The sequence below is a fragment of the Rhodospirillaceae bacterium genome (assembly GCA_028819475.1).
GTDB lineage: Bacteria > Pseudomonadota > Alphaproteobacteria > Bin65 > Bin65 > Bin65.
Genome location: JAPPLJ010000039.1, coordinates 1 through 19,781 on the forward strand (window position 1 = coordinate 1; position 19,781 = coordinate 19,781).

Consider the following 19,781-nt stretch of genomic DNA (forward strand, 5'->3'; position numbering starts at 1 on the left):
CCCCCCCCCCCCCCCCCCGTTGGCGTCGCCGCAGACCTTGAACCCGACATCGGCGCGGCGGCGGACGACCCCTCCCCTTGCCCCTCCCCCAAGGGGAGGGGGATTCGAGCGGCGCCTTCGGGGAATGTGCGGCGATGTCATGAAATGTCATGTTTCGTCATGGACGGGGATTGCGGCGGCGCGCGATCCGCTGCCGGGCGGGCCGGGGTATGTTCATATAATGTTCTATTCGCGGATGTCAAGCCCTGTTGTGGCGGTGAGTCGGTTTGACATTGCCGTGCGCGCAGCGGCCTGAAATCGCCCTGCCGTCCAACGCCCCTCCCTTGTCACCCCGGACGCTGCTTGGCAGCGATCCTGGGTCCAGGGCCACATACAAAGACCCGTCGGCGAAGACCTGTCGGATCGGCCCCTTCGACTTCGCGCAGAGCCTGCCCTGAGCTTGTCGAAGGGGCAGGCCCTGGACCCCGGATTTCCGCTTCGCTCCATCCGGGGTGACAAGAGAAGGGATTCGGAGAAAATTACGGGCTTTGTCGGGCACCGAAAGTCAAACTGACTCACTAGCCCTGTTGTGCACGGGCCGGTTCCGGCGGCTTGCGGGACGCCGCACTTCCTTCGCGCCGGTCTTGGAGCGGAGGCCGGCGTTACGCAGGCGGGCCCATTCCGGCCGGCAAAGCGGATTTCGCCGACGGGGCCCCGCCCGCCCCCGCGCCTACAGGTCCTTCAGCACCTTCCGTGTCTCTTCCAGCGTCAGTTGCTCGCGCCGGGCGTCGTCGAGATAGGGGACGCCGATGCCGTATTCGCGCCAGCGGGCGGCGACCTTGCGCTCCAGGTCCGGGTCGATGGTGTTGACCGGCGGCCAGCGGTTGCCGTCCCAGTCCGGGTTCGGCGCGTGCTCCCAGCTCCGGGTCGCGTCGATCAGGGTGCGGGTCCACTTGCCGGTGCCGTAGGCGCGCACGTCCCGGTCCTCGCGCAGGGTCGACGGGTCGAGCACCGAGCCGTAGGTCGGCCCGACCAGCCAGACGTCGCCGCGGCCGGCGTTGACCCGGAAGGCATACGCCCATTCCAGCGCCTCGGGATCGCGGATGTCGATATCCTCCTCGACCACCGTGACATTCTTGAAGAACCACTGGCCGGCGCTGGTGCCCCACAGGGCCATGCCGATCTGCTGGGCGTGGCCGCGATACTGCTTGCGCACCTGCACGACGATGTTGCAGCCCGTCACGACCGGCGGCATCCAGACGTCGGTAATCCCGCTGACGCCGGCGTCCTCCAGCATGTTCCAGGCGATCGCCGACCAGGAATAGGCGCAGAGCAGCGAATCCTCCGACGGGAAGCCGGGCCGCGCCCCCTCCAGCGCGCCGCGCATGATCGGGTCGTGGCGGTGGGTGACGCAGGAGACCTCGACGACCGGCTTGGGCGACGGCTTGCCGCCGAGATAGCCGGGATAGTCGGCGAACGGCCCTTCCATCTCCCACGTCGACGGGTCCGGGTCGATCCAGCCCTCGACGACGATCTCCGAGCTCGCGGGAACCTGGAGCGGCACCGTCTCACAGTCGATCAGCTCGACCGGCCGGCCGAGGATCGCGCCCATCATGTCCCATTCGCAGACATGCTTGGGGAAGGGCGAGCCGGCGCAGAAGGGCATGACGTCGTGCCAGCCGTAGGACACCGCGACCGGCATCCGGCCCTTGGCGTCGCGGTATTTCAGGAAATGGTCGCCCCAGCCCTGGGTCGGGACCAGCAGCTTGCCGATCTTCGCCGGCCCGAGAACCTGGCCGCGGTAGAGGCCGATATTGGGCCGGTCGGTTACCGGATCGTGGGTGATGACGCCGCAGAATGTGTCGATGAACTTGCCGCCGTCGGTCGCGTGCCAGCGCGGCGCCGGGAACTGTTCCAGGTCGATGGCCTCGCCGGTCAGGATATTCTCCTTGCACGGCCCGTGATCGACGGCCACCGGGCGGACCGGGTTGCGGTAGGCGTCCTTGAGATGGCGCACCATGTCCCTGTCGCCGGCATCCTCCGGCAGGCCGAGCATCAGGCGCACCTGGGCCTTGTTCGATATCCCGCAGGTGACGAACTTGGTGCTCGTCGTCTCCCGGTAGTCGCGGATGTTGCGGAAGAACAGGCCGGGGCCCTGGAGCGCGATGTTGACCCGGGCGATGGCGCCGATCTCCTCGTCCCAGTCGACCGGCACGTCGATCCGGCGCAGCTGGTTGTGCGCTTCCAGGGTCTCGAGCCAGGAGCGCAGCGACGGCCCGGCCTCGCGCGCCGGCCCGGAACCGCGGGCGGACGCCGCTACGGCTAGGCCGGCGACGGCAGGATCGACGGGTTTGTTCATCGGATCGGCCTCCGGGCTGTGAGGCGGGCGTTATAGCACGGACGTTCGGCGATTTGCCTAATGCCGCGACAGGGCCCGCAACAGGCCCGGCGTATCGCGCAGCCGGCCGTCAGGCGTCGCAATCGACCCAGACGTCGTCCGACTGCGGCACCGCCTGGCACAGCAGGATGTAGCCCCGCTCCTTGTCGCGCTTCGACAGCACGGTGCTCTTGCGCATCGCGACCTCGCCGGATTTCCGGATCACCATGCAGGAGCCGCAATGGGCGTCCTCGCAGGAAAAGACGGGATCGAGACCCTTGGACAGCATGGATCGCAGCAGGGTTTCGCCGGCCAGGTAGGGAACCTCATGTTCGGCGCCGTCGATCGTGGCGCGGAAGGATTCGACCGCGCCGGCGCCGGCCGCCGGAACCTCCGCGTCCGCATCGCCGTCGCCGTCTTCCGGCATCGTGAAACGCTCGATGAAAACGTGGCGGTCGCCGACGCCGAGGCCGCCCAGGACGTCCTCCGTCAGGTCCATGAACGGCGCCGGCCCGCAAATGAAGAAGTCGCAGTCCAGCCGGCCGCCGATGAAATCCCGGATCGCGCCGGCATCGGCCAGTCCGGACTGCGCGTCGATGTGATGATGGCAGTCCAGCCGGCCGGGGAAGCGGGCGCAGAGTTCGTCGAGCTCGCGCCGGAAGATGATCTGGTCGGTATCCGTATTGGCGTAGAACAGGCGCGGCGAAAGCGCGGTCTCGTGCAGCGCCTGCTTGATCAGCGAGATGACCGGCGTGATGCCGCTGCCGCCGGCGAACAGGACGGGCTGCCGGTCCCGGCTGCGCAGGACGAAGCGCCCGCTCGGCGGCGCGACCTCGATCGCGTCGCCCGGTTTCGGGACGTCGTTGAACCAGTTGGAGCCGAACCCATCCGTGACCCGCTTGACCGTGACTTTCAGCTCGGCGTCGCTGGACGGCGCGCTCGACAGCGAGTAGCAGCGCTCGATATGGCCGTCGCCCTGCGGAATGCGGAACGTCAGGAACTGGCCGGGCTTGTAGCCGAACAGATGCGCGTGCTCGCCGGCCGGCCGCAGCCGGAACGACCGGGCCTGCACGGTCTCGTCGATGACCTCGCGCACTGTAAGCGGATAGAATTTCACCGGCGCATCAATGCGACAGGCATGCCTCGCTTACAAGGGACCTTACAAGGGACAGGGTCCGCGCAGGTCGCAGGCACGCGACGGCCTAGAACTCGGCGGCAGCGGCCCTGGCTTCCTCGATCAGCTTGGCCCGGGTCGCAGCCTGGTCCTCCGGCGGCGACAGCATGGGCTCGACGACCAGCGAACGGATATCCTCGAACCCGATAAAACTGAGCAGGAAGTCGATATACCGCTTCTGGAAATCGACCTCGAAGAAATCCGAGGGCGGCAGATAGGCGGCGCCGCGCGCGACGATCACCATCGCCCGTTTGCCCTTGACCAGCCCTTCGTAACCGCCCTCCACGACGGCGAAGGCCAGGTCCGGCTGGATGATGATGTCGATCAGATGCTTCAGCTTGTAGGGAACGTTGAAGTTCCACATCGGCGTGCTGAGCACGATCTTGTCGGCCGAGTTCACCCGGTTGAAGACCGCTTCGACATCCTTCCAGGCGTTCGCTTCCCGCTCGTCGAGCGTGTCGAGGTCCAGCAGCCGGTACTTGGCGTCGATCATGGCCATGTTGAGCTCGGGCAGCGCGGTATCCCACAGATCCATCTTGTCGATCTCGTGGTCGGGATTGGCCGCCCGGTAGGCCTCCAGGAAGGCTTCCGCCACGGCGATCGAGTGCGACCGCTCCTTGCGGGGAGAAACTTCGATATAGATGAGTTTGGTCATGGCCCGTCACGTCCCTTCGTTGTTTTGCATGGAGGCCTGCCGGACCGTCAGTTGGCGAGCGCGATGGCGTCTCCCTTCCTGACGGGGCCTTCCTTGATGACCGCTGCGTAGACACCGGCAAACCCCTCGTGCTCCTTGGTGACATGCCGCAGCAAGGCGGGGTCCGTCTCAGCGGTTTCCGGATGGATGGTGATGAACTTGCAGCGCGGGTCGCGCTCCACGACCATGATCTCGACCGTGTCGCCGATCTTGACCGTCTTGCCGACCAGCTCGTCCTCGTAGAAGCCGCCCTTGTCGCTCCAGTCGACATAGAAGTTGGCGCGGAACTGCAGCTTGTGGATATCGGTGCCGGTCTCTTCGCTGAGCTGGCCGACCGTCTGCATCGAGAACAGCGTCACCGGCCGGCAGTCGACGATGCTGCGCTGGGTATGGTGCAGCGCCAGCTCGCCCTCGGACTTGTCCTTGAGGCCGTCCAGGAAGGCCGGATCCTCGATGTCGACCACCGCGCCGTCCGGCGTCTCGACCTCGACCCCGAAGGCACCCGGATCGGTCGGGAAGGGCGCATGGATATTGGCCGGGTGGCCCATCGCCTCTGCCATATTGTCGGGCTTCAGCGTTCCGTCGCGCTGCTTGAAGCGCGCCTGGTAGAGCACATAATCTTCCTGCTCGCGGGCCGTGTGCCAGGGAAAGGCCTTGTCGGCCGCGGTCGAAGAAACCGCGTAGACCCGGTCGCCCATCAGGCCGGTAAAGGCGACGAATATCTCGTCGACCTCTTCTCCGCGCATGCTCTTCACAGGATAGCGCCAAATGCTTTCCACGTTACCCAACATCGATCCGCCCTCGCAGTTACAGGGATAATATTCGCCCCCGCCCGCGGACGACGCCGCCCGCGTTCGGAGAAACCCGCGGTGATCCGCTATCTGATTTTCGTGTCGTCCCGGCCGGACTCGGCAGCGACGGACTCGGCAGCGCTTCGACCGCCCGCAGGCAATCGAACTGCCAGTCACCCGACCTGGCTGGTCGCATCATTTGCCTACCAAACGCCGGCCCCGCGATATCGGACGATGCCGTGGGCCGGCTTGTGCGATTCCGGAACTGCCGGGATTCAGCGATTGCGGAACCTTACGCGACACGCGCAGGAAACCTAGCACCGAACCGTTGGGGAGTCCAGCAACCGCGCCGATTCCCCGCCGATTCCCCACCGGCTTGGGGGCGTTCGGACGGGCTCAGGCCGCCTGGTCTTCTTCCTGCTGCAGGGCGAAGATCGAGGTATAGCCCCTCGACCAGTCCGGCGGGATCAGGCAGGGCCGGGGATCGAACTCGGCCCAGCGCGCGGCCTCGCCGCGGATGACGCTGTTGGACAGCGCGATATTGTCGACAATGCCGGGGAACAAGGTAATGGCGTCGGCCGCGGCATAGGTGTGCAACAGGAGCGGGCGCGAGCGGCTCGAATTGTTCGGCATCGAGCCGTGGACCATCCGGCAATTGTGGACGGTCACCGAACCCCGCGGACCCTTCAGCCAGACGACGTCGCCGAGCCGCACCCTGGGCAGGTCGCGGTCGTGGATCGCGCCGACCCACTGGCCGTCGTCGCCGTAGAGGTCGAACAGGTCTTCCTCATGGCTGCCGGGAACGACGCCCATCGGCCCCATCTCGTCGTCGACATCGGCCATGTAGACGCCGATGGTGAGCGGCGAATAGTTGGAATGGGGCCAGAACTGGATGTCCTGGTGCCATTTCACCTCCTCGCCGCCGCCGGACCATTTGAAGTTCAGCTTGGAGTGGTGGAACTTGACGTCGGGGCCGAGCAGGTCCTCGGCGAGATCGACAATCGGCCCGCGCAGGCCGAATTCCTCCAGCACCGGTTCCTGCGTCACCGGATGGTTGAGCCGGCGTAGCCGCGGATTGTCCGCCGAATGGGCCGGTTCGAGGTCGAACACGTCGTTCGACGCCGTGCAGCGGCGGCTGTCGTCGATGAACCGGTCCGTCACCGCCCACAGCCGGTCGAGCCACGCGTCGGAGACGAAGCCGTCCAGATGCAGATAGCCGTGCTCGAAATAGAAGCGGCGCTGGTCGTCGCTCAGCACCTTCGCCGGATGTTCGAGAACCTTCTCGGGGGTCATGGCCTTGCCCTCCCTGGGGCGGTGTCGGAGGCTTCTTCGTGGTGCGGCGGTGCGACTACGCGAGCATCAGGCGCTCGCCTTTCGGCTCCGGCACCCGGTCGCCGAGTTCCCGGGCCGTATCGATCCAGAAATCCATCGCCTCGTTTACATTCCGGAGCGCGGCTTCCTGCGTGTCGCCATGCGCCATGCATCCCGGCAATTCCGGGACTTCGGCGATGAACGCCCGGTCTTCGTTGCTCCAATAGAGAATGATTTCGTACTTGTGCATCACGCGCGCGCCCTACACCCGCAAAATCTTGCCCGGGTTCATGATGTCGTCCGGGTCGAGGGCCTTCTTGATCATGCGCATGAGCGAGACCGCCTCGCCGTGCTCGGCGATCAGGAAGTCCATCTTGCCCATGCCGATGCCGTGCTCGCCGGTGCAGGTGCCTTCCATGGCGATGGCGCGGTGGACCAGGCGCTCGTTGACCGCGTTGGCCCGGGCCATCTCGTCCGCGTCTTCCTTGTCGGCGATCAGGACCAGATGGAAGTTGCCGTCGCCGACATGGCCGACGATGGGCGCGATCAGGTCGTTCTCGCGGATGTCGTTCTGGGTCTCGACGATGCATTCGGCGAGCCGGCTGATCGGCACGCAGACGTCGGTCGCCCACACTTCCGCGCCCTTGCGGATATTCTTGGCGGCGTAGGCGGCGTCGTGGCGCGCCTGCCACAGCTTCGCCCGCTCCTCGGCGCTCGCCGTCCACTGGAAATCGCCGCCGCCCCACTCGTCGGAGATCGCCTTGACCATCTCGGCCTGCTCGGCCGTGCCCGCCTCGGTGCCGTGGAATTCGAACCACAGCATCGGCGCGACCGGCAGGTCGGTGCCCGAATAGTCGTTGGTCGCCTTCATCTGCACTTCGTCGGCGATCTCGATGCGCGCGACCGGGATGCCGAGCTGGATGGTCTCGATCACCGTGTTGACCGCCGCCTCCAGCGAGGGATAGGCGCACAGGGCCGAGACGATGGATTCGGGGATGCCGTAGAGCCTCAGCGTGATCTCGGTAATCACGCCCAGCGTGCCCTCGGAGCCGACGAACAGGCGGGTCAGGTCGTAGCCGGCCGAGGATTTGCGCGCGCGCTGCGCCGTCCTGACGACCCGGCCGTCGGCGGTGACGACGGTGAGGCCGAGGACGTTCTCGCGCATGGTGCCGTAGCGCACCGCGTTGGTGCCGCTGGCGCGGGTCGCCGTCATGCCGCCGATCGAGGCGTCGGCGCCCGGATCGATCGGGAAGAACAGGCCGGTGTCGCGCAGATATTCGTTGAGCTGCTTGCGGGTGACGCCGGGCTGGACGCGGCAGTCCAGGTCTTCGGCGTTGACCTCCAGCACCGCGTCCATGCGCGTCAGGTCGATGCACAGGCCGCCGTTGAGCGCCGCGACATGGCCTTCCAGCGACGTGCCGGTGCCGAAGGGGATCACGGGCACCCGGTATTCGGCGCAGACCCCGACCGCCTCGGCGACCTCCTCGGTCGATTCGGCGTAGAACACGGCGTCCGGCGGCACGACCGGGTGATGGTCCTCGCCCTTGCCGTGCTGCTCGCGCACCGATTCGGAGGTTGAAAGCCGGTCGCCGAACCGCTGTTTGAGGATACCGACCGCCTCGTCGATCCGCGACTCCGGCCGGTGCTCGACCGTGCGGTGTATCTGCAGGGCCATGCCGGCACCCTCCCCGTTTCCTCCGGGTTGCGGCGAACCCGTTTCCGTTCCCCTCCTGCTTACGCCACCGCCGGCCCTGCGGCAAGACGGAGCGGCAAGGCACAGGGCCGCGCCGCGGCTGTCTACGGGGTTTTCCATCGGGCGGGCCTTGCCGTAAGAAACTGCCCGCCGAGCGCGATGCCGGATTTCCGACCCCCTGATGGCCCGACCATGCCGACCCTGCCCGATTTCGCCGAACGGACGCCCGACAAGCCCGCGCTGATCATGGCCGGCAGCGGCGAGATTGTGACCTATGCGGACCTGGAGGCGCGCTCCAACCAGTTCGCCCACCTGCTGCGCGCGCTCGGCATCCGGGCCGGCGACCACATCGCCTTCTTCGTCGAGAACCATCCGCGCTTCTTCGAGCTGTGCTGGGGCGCCAAGCGGGCCGGGCTCTACTATACGGCGATCAGCTCGTACCTCACCGCCGGCGAGGTCGCCTACATCGTCAACGACTGCGGCGCCCGGCTGTTCGTCTCGACGAACTACAAGCGCGACGCGGCGATTGCCGTGCCGCCGCTGTGCCCGAAGTTGGAGCATTGCCTGATGATCGGCGGCGCAGCGGACGGCTTCGCCTCTTACGAGGATGCCGTCGCCGCCCAGCCGGAAAGCCGGATCGCCGACGAAGTCGAAGGCACGGACATGCTCTATTCGTCCGGCACCACCGGCCGGCCCAAGGCGGTCAAGCGGCCGCTCCAGGGCATGGCGTTCGGCGAGCACGACGGGGCGCTCGCCATGCTGGCCGACGCGGTCGGTCTGCACCGCGACATGGTCTACCTGTCGCCGGCGCCGCTCTATCACGCCGCGCCGCTGCGCTACAACATGGCCTCGGTTGCGCGCGGCGCGACCAGCGTGGTCATGGAGCGATTCGACGCCGCGCACAGCCTGGCGCTGATCGAACGCCACCGGGTCACCCACAGCCAGTGGGTGCCGAGCATGTTCGTGCGCATGCTGAAATTGCCGGAGGCCGAGCGGACAAGGCACGACCTGTCGAGCCACGTCACGGCGATCCACGCCGCCGCGCCCTGCCCGATTCCGGTCAAGGAAGCGATGATCGACTGGTGGGGGCCGATCCTGCTCGAATATTACGGCGGCACGGAGAGCAACGGGCTGACGCTGATAAACACCGAAGAGTGGCTGCAGCACCGCGGCTCGGTCGGCCGGCCGGTCGTCGGCGTGCTCCACATCGTCGGCGAGGACGGCGCGGACCTCCCGGCCGGCGAGACCGGCACGGTCTATTTCTCGGACGGGCCGCCCTTCGAATATTTCAACGATCCGGCGCGCACCGCCGAGGCCTACAACGAGCGCGGCTGGTCGACTCTCGGCGACATCGGCTACCTGGACGGAGACGGCTATCTCTATCTCACCGACCGGCGTGCCTTCACCATCATCTCCGGCGGCGTGAATATCTATCCGCAGGAGATCGAGAACCTGCTGATTACCCATCCGACGGTCGCCGACGTGGCGGTGATCGGCGTGCCCAGCGAGGAATTCGGCGAAGAGGTAAAGGCGGTGGTCCAGCCGCTGGCGATGACGGACGCCGGCGACGCGCTGGCCGGCGACCTCATCGCCTTCGCGCGCGCCGCCCTGGGCGCGATCAAGGTCCCGCGCAGCGTCGACTTCATGGACGCCCTGCCCCGCCACCCGACCGGCAAACTCTACAAGCGCCTCCTCAAGGACCGCTACTGGGGCAAGCGAGACAGCCGGATCGTTTAGCGCGTATTCCGTTGCCTTCATATCGACCGGAGCCGCCCGAAGGGCGGCGGAGCGGAGATATCTTTCAGGTAAAGCGCCTCGGGACGGACTCCGCGGGTGAAAGATTACTCCACTTCGCGGCTAATGCCGCTTCGGTCGAAATGACGGTCAGGTTTTGGCGCGACCGGCCCGCCATCACCCGCCCATCGGCACGATCTTGTTCGCCGCGTCGTGGCCGATATCGGCGCGGCCGAGATACGGAACGCCGGCGGCGGCGCAGCGCTCCCGCGCCATTTCCACTTCGGTGAGGACATAATCGGGATCGTTCTCCGGGATCTCGCCGCAGCGGCCGAGGCGCAGGCCGGCGATCCGGTCCATGCCCGGGGCGGACAGGACCTGCCAGAGCGCCCGGTCGAGCCGGTACATGTATTCGTCGATATCCTCGACCATCACGACCCGCCCGGCGAGGTCGGGCTGCCAGGGCGTGCCGATCAGGTGGCCGAGCACCGTCAGGTTGAAGGCCACGGCCGGCGCGCCGTTTCGCGCCGAGGGCTCGACGGTCTCCGGATCGAGATCGACCAGCCAGGAGAGCGCGCGGCGCAAGGCCGCCTCCCCGTCGTTGCGCCTGATGTCCGTCGGCATCGGCCCGTGCGCCAGATCGGCGACGCCGGCTTTCATCAGCAGCGCCAGCATGTTGCCGGCGTCGCTGTAGCCCAGATAGGTCTTCTCCAGCGCCGGCGGAGCAAGCGCGCCCTCGATATGCGGCAGGAGCCGACCGGCGCCGTAGCCGCCGCGGGCGAACCAGACGGCGTCGACCGCGGGATCGTTGGCGACTTCCAGGAAGGCCGCGGCGCGCTCCCGATCGGTTCCGGCGAAATGGCCCGACGACAGGAAGCATTGCGGGTGGAACGACAACTCCGGCCGCTGGGCGAACGGCCGGTCGGCGAACTGTGCCGCAGCAATGGCCTTGACCCATTCGACCAGGGACTGGTCTATGCGGTTGCTCGGCGCGACGATGGCTATTTTCATACCCAAATGACCCAAAAAACCAGCGGGCCCCGATCCTATTTCCTGTGCGGCATCGGCGGCAGCGGAATGCTGCCGCTGGCCCTGATCCTACAGGCGCAGGGCCATCGGGTGGAAGGGTCAGACCGCGCGCTCGACGCAACACCCGATGGCGCGCGCACCGGGGCCAAGTTCGATTACCTGCGCCGCCGTGGCATCCGTCTGCATCCGCAGGACGGCAGCGGCATCCGCCGGGCCGGCCAGATCCTCGTCGCCTCCGCCGCGGTCGAGGACAGCGTGCCCGATGTCGCTGCGGCGCAGAAGATCGGCGCCCGGCGCATGAGCCGGCCGGAGGCGCTTGCCGGACTGTTCAACGCCATGCCGCAACGCATCGGCGTTGCCGGGACCAGCGGCAAGTCCACCGTCACCGGCATGATCGCCTGGATTCTCCACTGCGCCGGGCGCGACCCGACCGTCGTCAACGGCGCGGTGATGAAGAACTTTGCCGGGCCGGACGACCCCTTCGCCAGCGCGCTGGCGGGATCGGGCGATACCGTCGTCAGCGAGATCGACGAAAGCGACGGTTCGATCGCCCTGTTCGATCCGTCGATCGCTGTGCTGACCAACGTTTCGGAAGACCACAAGACGATGGACGAACTGCGGCAGCTGTTCGGCGATTTCGTAAATGCTGCCGGCCGGTCTGTCCTCAATTTTGACGATCCGGAAGTCCGGTCCATCGGCGGAAGCCTGACTATGGGCCGGCAAACGCGTTTCAGCCTGCATGACGGAAGCGCCGACCTTTTCGCCGACCGGCTTGAACCGGCGCCGGATGGCATCGGCTTCCGCCTGTTCGCCGAAGGGTTGCCGGACGGGCAGCAGGTCGGGCTGCAGGTTCCCGGCGTCCACAATGTTGCCAACGCGCTTGCGGCAATCGGCGCGGCGACGGCGTGCGGCGTTCCCGCAGCGGAGGCGGCCGGGCACCTGAACGGATTTGCCGGCCTGCGCCGCCGCCTCGAGACCGTGGGCAGAGCCGGCGGCGTGACCGTGATCGACGATTTCGGCCACAACCCGGACAAGATCGCCGCCACCCTGGACACGCTGCACGACTTTCCCGGCCGGCTGCTCATCCTGTTCCAGCCCCACGGCTTCGGCCCGCTGCGCAAAATGCGTGCAGGCTTCATCGACATGTTCGCCGGGAAACTCGGCGCGGAGGACGTGCTGCTCATGCCGGAACCGGTCTATTTCGGCGGTACCGTGACCCGGGACATTTCGAGCCGCGAGATCGTCGTGGCCGTCGCTGCGGCCGGGCGGCAGGCCGAAGCGCATCAGCGACGTTCGGATTGCGGGGACCGGCTGCTCGAACTGGCCGAACCGGGCGACCGGATCGTCGTCATGGGCGCGCGGGACGATACGTTGACGGAATTCGCCCGCGGGCTTCTGAAGCGGCTGGAACGGTGACCGCCGGGGACCGAACGATATTGATTGCCGGCGCCGGCCTGGGCGGGCTGACCGCGGCGCTCGCCCTGATCCGGCGCGGCTTTCGGGTGACCGTGCTCGAACAGGCGCCGGCGCTGGGCGAGGTCGGCGCCGGCGTCCAGATCGGCGCCAACGGCATGTGCGTGCTCGATCATCTCGGCCTGTGGCCGGCGCTGGAACCGCTGGCGTGGCAGCCGGAAGGCAAGCGCATCTACCACTACCGCACCGGCGAAAGCTGGCCGCTCTACGATCTCGGCGCGGAATCCGTGGAGCGCTACGGCTTCCCCTATTGCATGTTCCACCGGGCGGACCTGCACGCGGTGCTGGCCGGGGCCGTCGCCGAGGCCCAGCCCGATGCCGTACGCCTGGACGCGAAACTCGCCGACGTCGAGCAGGACGGCATCCGCGCTACGGCGGTGCTGGAGGGCGGCGAGCGGGTATCCGGCGCAGCGCTGGTCGGCGCGGACGGCATCCATTCGGTCGTCCGCCGGGCCCTGTTCGGCCCCGACGATCCGCAGTTCACCGGCATCGTCGCCTGGCGCGGCGTGGTTCCGACCGCCGATCTGCCGGCGCGGCTGCTTGAGCCGCAGAGCGCCATCTGGATCGGGCCGGGCGGCCATTGCGTGCATTACCAGCTGCGCAACGGCGCGCTGATGAATTTCGTCGGCGCCATCGAGCGCAGCGACTGGCGGATCGAAAGCTGGAACACGCCGGGCGCCGTCGCGGAATGCCTGCGCGATTTCGACGGTTGGAGCGATACGCTGCGCAGCCTGATCCGCGCGCTTCCGGCGCCCTACAAATGGGCCCTGCATGTCCGCGAGTCGATGGAGGCCTGGTCGAAGGGCAGGATCACCCTGCTCGGCGACGCCTGCCACGCCACCCTGCCCTTCCTCGCCCAGGGCGCCAACCATGCCATCGAGGACGGGCTGGTCCTGGCCCGCGCGCTGGACGCGTTCGTGGATGTCGAAACCGCGTTCAGGCGCTACGAGGCGGCGCGGCTCGAGCGCACGACGCGGATGGTGCGCGGCTCGGCGGCCAACACGGCGCGCTTCCACAATCAGAAACTGGCCGATCCGGCCGAGACAGCGCGTATCGCCCGCGAGGAGTTCGACCCGGCCGCCGTCGCCGCCCGCCACGACTGGCTGTTCGAATACAATGCGGTGACGGCGGCGATATAGGGCCGGCCGCGGAGTGTCGGCGGCACGGCCGGTCCAAGGATGTGGACAGCAGAAATTTAATGGGTTAAGCAAAGTGCATGGATGCCAATCTCGCCGGTTTCGTTGCGCTCGGGGTGCTGATTATCGGCCTGTTCGCCTGGCTGCGGCAGGACATCCGCACTTTGCGCGATGAGATGCGCAGCGAAATCGGTACGCTGCGCGACGAAACGCAGGGTGAATTCGGCACACTGCGCGGTGAAATCGGCACGCTGCGCGACGAAATGCGGGGCGAAATTGGCACGCTGCGCGGTGAGATGAACGAATTGCGCGACCGCGTGGCGCGCATCGAGGGCCTGCTGGAAGCCGTGTTCATGCGCCGGGACCTGACGCCTCTGCCCGATCCGCCGTTGCCCGGCGGTCCGTCGCCGACACCCGAGGCCGCTTGAACCCGCCGGTCGCCCGATAACCGCCCCGCCGCCGGCCATAGTCCCGAAGCGGCGCAGCGAAATGGCCGGCGTCTACTCGAACCCGGCGCCCGGCGCCGGCGTCGCAGCCGGGGCGCCGAGCTTGCGGGCCTCTTGCCAGCCGCCGTAGCGCTCGATCAGGGCGCGCTGGTCCGCCCTGGCGCGGCGGTCGGCATCCTCGGGATCGACGATTTCCCGCAACAGGGCCTCGCATTCGGCGAGCGTTGCGGCATGGGCCGGGTCGGACGCGAGATCGTTCAGTTCTTCGGGATCGGCTTCGAGGTCGAACAGTTCCGGCGGGTGGCCGATATAGTAATGGTACTTGTACCGGCCCTTGCGCAGCATGAAGCCGCCGCTGTTCGAACCGACGGCGTGATATTCGGAGAAGGCGATCCGGCCGGGGTCGTCTTCCTCGTCCAGAATGGCGAACAGGGATCGGCCGGGCAACCCTGCCTCGTCTTCGGCCGGATCGAGGCCGACGGCGTCGATCACCGTGGGATAGAGGTCGATCAGTGACACCGGCGTCGCCACGGTCCGGCCCGCCGGCACGTCCGGCCCGGCGACGATCATCGGGATCCGGCTCGCCTCCTCGTAGAGCACCGATTTGCCCCACAGGCCGCGCGCGCCGACATTGTCGCCGTGATCGCTGGTGTAGATCACCCGCGTCCGGTCGCTCAGGCCGGTTTCGTCCAGCGTATTCAGCACCACGCCGATCCGTTCGTCCACGAAGGTGCAGAGCGCGTGATAGGCGGCGATCGCCAGCAGCCGCTCGTCCTCGCTTTCGAACTGGCTGTCCGTCTGCGAAAACTGCGCGTGCTCCTCGACCCAGGGATGGCGCTTGTAGCCGTTGCGCGGATGCAGCTTCGGGAACGGCATGCCCTCGATCGGATAAGGATCGAAATACCGCTGCGGCGCGACCAGGGGAAAGTGCGGCGCAACGAACCCGATATAGAGCACCCACGGGCGCGGATAATCGTGCTTCGCGGCTTCGCGCAGCCAGGCCGCCGCATGGTCGGCGATCCGCATGTCGTAGCGATTGTAGCCGCTTTCTCCGGGGCCGATCGTCTTGAGCATCCGGAATCTGCCGCGCGTGTCCGGCAGCGGGTCGCGCTGCGAGCCCCAGACCATGCCGATGCCGTTGTAGATGTGCATCGGCTCGATCTGCCGGTCGATGCCGTAGGGATCCGCTTCGCGGCGGTAGTGCAGCTTGCCGATGGTGGCGTTGTACAACCCCTCTTCCTGCAGCCGGTTCGGCCAGCCCTTGACGCGGCCCTCCCAGGCAATGGCGTTGTCCCAATAGCCGATCTCGTGGACGTAGCGGCCGGTTGCGAAGCTCGCCCGCGCCGGCACGCAGATCGGGCTGTTGGTGTAAGCCGCGCTGAAGGCCGTGCCGCGCGCCGCCAGCCGGTCCAGGTTCGGCGTCCGGACCCGCGGATGGCCCATATGCCCCATGAAGCGGGGATCGTGTTCGTCCGACATGACGATGACGAGATTGTGCGGCTTCATCGGGTCGCTGCTCCTGCCGTGTCACCTGCGCCGGCCGGGCGGTCGCGCCCTGCGCCGACGCGACCGGATCACTCCGATTTCTTCCTGCGCGCGAACGGCCCGGCCGGTTCGGTTTCTATCCGCGCCAGGAGCCGGTCGAGACAGCCGACCAGCATGGCCCGCTCCTCGCCCGTCAATTCTTCGACCAGCCAGGCCTGGCGCTGCCGGCCGACGATCCGGATTTCCTCGTAAAGCTTCCGGCCTGCATCGGTCAGACGCAGCGAGGCGCGCCGCCGGTCGGTGGGATCGGGGTCGCGGACAACATCACCGCGATCGATCAGGCCCGGCAACAGGCGCGAAACTTGCGCCTTGTCGATGGCGCCGCGGCGCGAAACGTCGCGCAGCGACAGCGGACCGAATTCGCCCAGCACCGCAATGGTTCGCCACTCAGCGAGCCCGAGCCGGTAGCGCGCCTTCAGTTCGTCGTGCATCTGGCGGCTCAGCAACGTCGACAGCTTGTGCAGGCGATAGGTGTAGAACTGGCTGATGAGAACCGGTCCGTCGCCGCCCGGCCCGGTTTCGTGCTCAACGGCGCCCGCCTGCCGATTTTCAGCGGCGTCCCGTTTGTCCTCCGGCGCATGGGCGCCCGGTCTTGCCCGTTCCGTCACGTTGCGGCCCCGCCCGTTCGATTTCAGCTTGACTCAAATAGTTGATAAATCAACGATATGACCAAATCCTCTTCGATTCGGCTGATCCCGTCAGAGAATCATGGCGCGGCCGCCGAAATTCGCGGCGCCGATTGCCGCGGCTGTCGCCGCCGTGCCCCTTTTCCGTCCCGCGCGCCCCGATCGTCGTCCGGCGCCGCGGCTTCGCGAATATTGAGACAACCGCATGACCGAAACCGCCGACCGCCGCCCCAACATCCTGTTCATCACGTCGGACCAGCAGCGCGGCGATTGCTACGGTTTCGAGGGGCGCCGGATCAAGACTCCGCACCTCGACCGGCTGGCCGCCGAGGGCACGCGTTTTGGCGCCTGCATCACGCCGAACGTGGTCTGCCAGCCATCGCGCGCGTCGATCCTGACCGGGCTGCTGCCGATGACCCACGGCGTGCACGACAACGGCATCTCCCTCGACCCTGAGATCGGCGAGGCGGGTTTCGCCGGCGCTCTTTCCGCCGCCGGCTATCGCACGGGTTTCGTCGGCAAGGCGCATTTTGCGACCTACAGCACCTTCGCGCCGACCGGCAGGCCGGAATGCATCGAGAGTTCGAAGGACTACGGCCCCGACTGGACCGGCCCCTATATGGGCTTCGAGCATGTCGAGCTGATGCTCGTGGGCCACAACTGGTTTCCCGTCCGCAAGCCGCCCCAGGGGCTGCACTACGAGCGCTGGTACCACGCCGACGGACGGGGCGACGAGAAAACCGACCTGTACTGGGGCGATTTCCGGGAGACCGGCGGGCTCGCCGCCCAGACCTGGAATTCGAAACTGCCCGAGGCCTGGCACAACAGCGCCTGGGTCGGCGACCGCACCATTGACTTTATCCGGCAGGGAAACGAAACGCCCTGGTGCGTCTGGGCCAGTTTCCCGGACCCGCACCATCCGTTCGACGCACCGGAGCCCTGGTGCACCCTGCACCACCCCGACGACGTGGACCTGCCGGCGCACCGGACCCGCGATTTCGACCGGCGGCCCTGGTGGCACCGGGAAATCGTCGAGAAGAAGATCGAGGGCGAATTCGCGGAGCTCCGCGCGCAGTACAGCCGGATCCCGTTCCAGAGCGACCGGCAGCTCCGCCATCTGATCGCCAACTATTACGGCCAGATCTCCCTGATCGACCATCATGTCGGCCGCATCCTGATCGCCCTTGCCGAGAGCGGCCAGGCGGACAACACCATCGTCGTCTACTCGTCGGACCACGGCGACTGGCTGGGCGACCACGGACTGATCCTGAAAGGCCCGATGCACTACGAAGGATTGCTGCGCGTCGGGCTGATCCTGCGCGGCCCGGGCGTCCCGGCCGGCCGAGTCGTCGGCGACCCGGTCTCGACCATCGATCTGCCTGCCACATTCCTGGACTGGGCAGGCGCGGACTGGGCGGGCGCGACCGGCCTCAACGCCCGCCACTCGACAAGCCTGCGCCCATTGATCGAGGTCGCCGGGGAGAACGGCGGGCGCACCGGTGCGGGCCGGGACTATGCCTATAACGAATGGGAACTGCATCCGAACCGGGCCGGCGTGCAGCTTTCCCTGCGCTGCGTCCGCACGAAGACCCACAAGCTGACCTGGGAGGCCCTGTCCGATTCTGGCGAACTCTACGACCTGGCGAACGATCCGCAGGAAATGGACAACCGCTGGAACGACCCGGGCGCCGAAAAGGTCCAGCGCGAGCTCATGGACATGATCCGCGCAAGGCCCGACGACATGATACCCGCGCTAAACGAGCCGGACGGGGCGGCGTGAGGGGACCGCCCCCTACCCTCCCAGCCAGGGCAGCCACACCGCGAGCGCGGGGAAGATCACGATCAGCAGGGTGAGCAGCAGGGCGCAGCCCATGAAGGGCAGCGCGGCGAGGCAGATTTCGCCGAAGCGGGTGCCGGGCGGCGCGACGCCCTGCATGACGAACAGCAAGAGGCCGAAGGGCGGCGTCGTGAAGCTGATCTCCATCGCCAGCAGCATGATGACCCCGAACCAGATCAGCTTGACTTCCGGCGCCAGCCCGAATTCCAGCCCCTGCACGATCGGGAAGAAGATCGGCACCGTCAGCAGCATCATGGCAAGCTGGTCCATGAACATGCCGAGCAGCAGCAGGATGCCGAACATCATCAGCAGCATGACATAGGGCGAGACGTCGAAACCCGCGACCCACTCGATCAGCGCCGCGCTCGAGCCCGAGGCCGCCAGCACGTTGGAGAACAGGGACGAGCCGAACAGGATCATCAGCGCAATCACCGTCACCCGCCCGGCGCCCCAGAGCGATTTCCACATCGCCACCGCGAAGTGCGGCCCGAAGGCGAGCGCCTGCCGAAAATCTCCGCGCAGCAACGGCACCGCGAACAGGTAGCCGACCGCCAGCAGGATGACGCCGACCGAGCCGTAGGCGGCCGCCTCAGACGGCGTCGCCACCCCGCCCATGATCAGGACGATGACGAAACCGATGATCGAGATCATCGGCAGCACATCCAGCAGAAAGAGCAGGATGCGCTGGCTGACCGGCACCGTCTCGACATCGTAGAACGGCGCGGCTTCGGGATCGAGCGTCGCCCGGATGAAGATCAGGATCGCATAGAACACGGCGAGCAGGAGGCCGGGCACGACGCCGGCGATCAGCAGCTTGCCGATATCGATCTCCGCCAGCGTGCCAAGCAGCACCGCGAGCGCCGACGGCGGGATCAGCATGGCGAGGCCGCCGGTGCCCAGGATCGGGCCGATCGACATGCTCTTCTTGTAGCCGCGCCGGGCCATCTCCGGCACCATCAGCGTGCCGAGCAGGGCGGTCGAGCCCATCGATGAGCCGGAAAGCGTGGCGAAGGCCGTGCCGCCCGCCACGGTGACGTAGGACAGGCGCGCCGGCACCCGGCCCATCAGCTTCTCGACGGCGTTGAACATCCGGTTGGCTAGGCCGGTATGGAAGAACAGCTCGCCCATGAGCAGAAACATCGGAATCGGCACGATGGCGAAAATCGCCATATTGCCGAACGCGTTGTCGACATGCTGGCCGATGGCCGACTGGACCCGGGTATCGAAATCGCCGAACCGGCCGAAGATGAAGAAGGCGGCAACCGTATTGACCGCGATGAAGGCGATACCGACCGGCAGGCCGGCGAACATCAGGAACAGGATGGAGCCGAACAGCGCCAGAAGGATCCAGTACCACTCCATCTAGCGGGCTTCCGTCAGGCCGCGCCGGGTTTCCTCGAGCTCCACCCGGTCGCTGCCGACGCCGGCTTCGCCGCTGTGCATGGTGTTCCGGCCGAAGACGAAGCGGACAAACTCGACCGCCATGAACAGGAAGCCGACCGGATAGGCGACGGTAACCGTCCACAGCCGCATACCGCGATCGTCGCGGAGTTCGTCGAAGGCGAGCGGGTCTTCGACATGCTCGATGAAAATGCCCCAGGTGTACCAGACCCAGACGAGGCAGATCGCAGCGCACAGGGCGGCGATGCCGCGGGACAGGACCTTTCGGCTGCGCTCGGGGACGGCCGCGGTCAGCAGTTCGATATAGACATGGCCCCGGGTCCGAACGAGCCAGGGAGACCCCAGAAAAAGGATGTAAAGAAATCCGTACTCGATCAGCGTGAAGACGAACTGGTTGTAGGCCCAGCCCGCAGTGCGGAAGATCGTCATGTAGACGATCGCCAGCATGATGAAGCCGATGTAGAGCGCGGCCAGCGCCATCATGGACCACAGCAGGCCGGCCCAGGCTCTATCGACGGCGCGCAGGAAGGTCATC

Annotated in this window: 17 protein-coding genes; 5 read left to right on the plus strand and 12 right to left on the minus strand. The window is 67.0% G+C overall.

The genetic code is table 11. From position 1 onward, the window contains the following. Nucleotides 1–709 precede the first annotated feature (709 nt). From OXM58_12175 to OXM58_12205, 7 genes are all read right to left on the minus strand, one after another. Nucleotides 710–2,338 (minus strand): UbiD family decarboxylase, encoded by a 1,629-nt coding sequence (locus OXM58_12175; protein ID MDE0149118.1) that lies wholly within the window; start codon nucleotides 2,336–2,338, stop codon nucleotides 710–712. A gap of 109 nt (nucleotides 2,339–2,447) precedes the next feature. Further along, the gene (locus OXM58_12180; protein ID MDE0149119.1) at nucleotides 2,448–3,473 is read right to left on the minus strand and encodes a ferredoxin--NADP reductase; all 1,026 of its coding nucleotides are present in this window, start codon (nucleotides 3,471–3,473) and stop codon (nucleotides 2,448–2,450) included. A gap of 85 nt (nucleotides 3,474–3,558) precedes the next feature. Next, nucleotides 3,559–4,185, minus strand: a complete 627-nt coding sequence (locus tag OXM58_12185; protein ID MDE0149120.1) for an NAD(P)H-dependent oxidoreductase — start codon at nucleotides 4,183–4,185, stop codon at nucleotides 3,559–3,561. A gap of 47 nt (nucleotides 4,186–4,232) precedes the next feature. Beyond that, nucleotides 4,233–5,015: an MOSC domain-containing protein gene (locus OXM58_12190; GenBank protein MDE0149121.1), complete on the minus strand. Its 783-nt coding sequence runs from the start codon at nucleotides 5,013–5,015 to the stop codon at nucleotides 4,233–4,235. 396 nt (nucleotides 5,016–5,411) lie between these two features. Beyond that, complete coding sequence (locus tag OXM58_12195; protein ID MDE0149122.1) at nucleotides 5,412–6,308, minus strand: phytanoyl-CoA dioxygenase family protein; 897 nt, start codon at nucleotides 6,306–6,308, stop codon at nucleotides 5,412–5,414. A gap of 55 nt (nucleotides 6,309–6,363) precedes the next feature. Continuing rightward, complete coding sequence (locus OXM58_12200; GenBank protein ID MDE0149123.1) at nucleotides 6,364–6,576, minus strand: type II toxin-antitoxin system HicB family antitoxin; 213 nt, start codon at nucleotides 6,574–6,576, stop codon at nucleotides 6,364–6,366. 12 nt (nucleotides 6,577–6,588) lie between these two features. Further along, nucleotides 6,589–8,001, minus strand: a complete 1,413-nt coding sequence (locus tag OXM58_12205; GenBank protein ID MDE0149124.1) for an FAD-binding protein — start codon at nucleotides 7,999–8,001, stop codon at nucleotides 6,589–6,591. A 210-nt stretch (nucleotides 8,002–8,211) separates the two neighbouring features. Here OXM58_12205 and OXM58_12210 point away from each other — a divergent pair, with 210 nt between their 5' ends. After that, a complete protein-coding gene (locus OXM58_12210) occupies nucleotides 8,212–9,756 on the plus strand; it encodes an AMP-binding protein (protein MDE0149125.1) in 1,545 nt (514 codons plus the stop codon). Between the two features lie 174 nt (nucleotides 9,757–9,930). Here OXM58_12210 and OXM58_12215 read toward each other — a convergent pair whose 3' ends face one another. Next, nucleotides 9,931–10,764 carry an LD-carboxypeptidase gene (locus OXM58_12215; protein MDE0149126.1) on the minus strand — a complete coding sequence of 278 codons (834 nt, stop codon included), beginning with the start codon at nucleotides 10,762–10,764 and terminating at the stop codon, nucleotides 9,931–9,933. A 6-nt stretch (nucleotides 10,765–10,770) separates the two neighbouring features. On the opposite strand from OXM58_12215, the gene OXM58_12220 reads away from it, so the two are divergent. The 3 genes from OXM58_12220 (at nucleotide 10,771) to OXM58_12230 (ending at nucleotide 13,819) form a co-directional block, all read left to right on the plus strand. Beyond that, nucleotides 10,771–12,198: a Mur ligase family protein gene (locus OXM58_12220; GenBank protein ID MDE0149127.1), complete on the plus strand. Its 1,428-nt coding sequence runs from the start codon at nucleotides 10,771–10,773 to the stop codon at nucleotides 12,196–12,198. Continuing rightward, nucleotides 12,195–13,394 carry an FAD-dependent monooxygenase gene (locus OXM58_12225; protein MDE0149128.1) on the plus strand — a complete coding sequence of 400 codons (1,200 nt, stop codon included), beginning with the start codon at nucleotides 12,195–12,197 and terminating at the stop codon, nucleotides 13,392–13,394. The genes OXM58_12220 and OXM58_12225 overlap by 4 nt, the downstream gene beginning before the upstream one ends. A 77-nt stretch (nucleotides 13,395–13,471) precedes the next feature. Beyond that, nucleotides 13,472–13,819, plus strand: a complete 348-nt coding sequence (locus OXM58_12230) for a hypothetical protein (GenBank protein MDE0149129.1) — start codon at nucleotides 13,472–13,474, stop codon at nucleotides 13,817–13,819. Between the two features lie 72 nt (nucleotides 13,820–13,891). On the opposite strand, the gene OXM58_12235 is transcribed toward OXM58_12230, so the two are convergent. Next, nucleotides 13,892–15,343 carry a sulfatase-like hydrolase/transferase gene (locus OXM58_12235; protein ID MDE0149130.1) on the minus strand — a complete coding sequence of 484 codons (1,452 nt, stop codon included), beginning with the start codon at nucleotides 15,341–15,343 and terminating at the stop codon, nucleotides 13,892–13,894. 68 nt (nucleotides 15,344–15,411) lie between these two features. Then, nucleotides 15,412–15,990 (minus strand): MarR family winged helix-turn-helix transcriptional regulator, encoded by a 579-nt coding sequence (locus OXM58_12240; protein ID MDE0149131.1) that lies wholly within the window; start codon nucleotides 15,988–15,990, stop codon nucleotides 15,412–15,414. A 223-nt stretch (nucleotides 15,991–16,213) separates the two neighbouring features. Here OXM58_12240 and OXM58_12245 point away from each other — a divergent pair, with 223 nt between their 5' ends. After that, nucleotides 16,214–17,788, plus strand: a complete 1,575-nt coding sequence (locus OXM58_12245; protein MDE0149132.1) for a sulfatase-like hydrolase/transferase — start codon at nucleotides 16,214–16,216, stop codon at nucleotides 17,786–17,788. 12 nt (nucleotides 17,789–17,800) lie between these two features. Here the strand turns inward: OXM58_12245 and OXM58_12250 are convergent, their stop codons facing one another. Together OXM58_12250 and OXM58_12255 are read right to left on the minus strand one after the other, a co-directional pair. After that, nucleotides 17,801–19,207, minus strand: coding sequence for a TRAP transporter large permease (locus tag OXM58_12250; GenBank protein ID MDE0149133.1), 1,407 nt, complete (start codon nucleotides 19,205–19,207; stop codon nucleotides 17,801–17,803). Next, nucleotides 19,208–19,780, minus strand: a complete 573-nt coding sequence (locus OXM58_12255; protein MDE0149134.1) for a TRAP transporter small permease — start codon at nucleotides 19,778–19,780, stop codon at nucleotides 19,208–19,210. Between the last annotated feature and the right edge of the window lies 1 nt (nucleotide 19,781).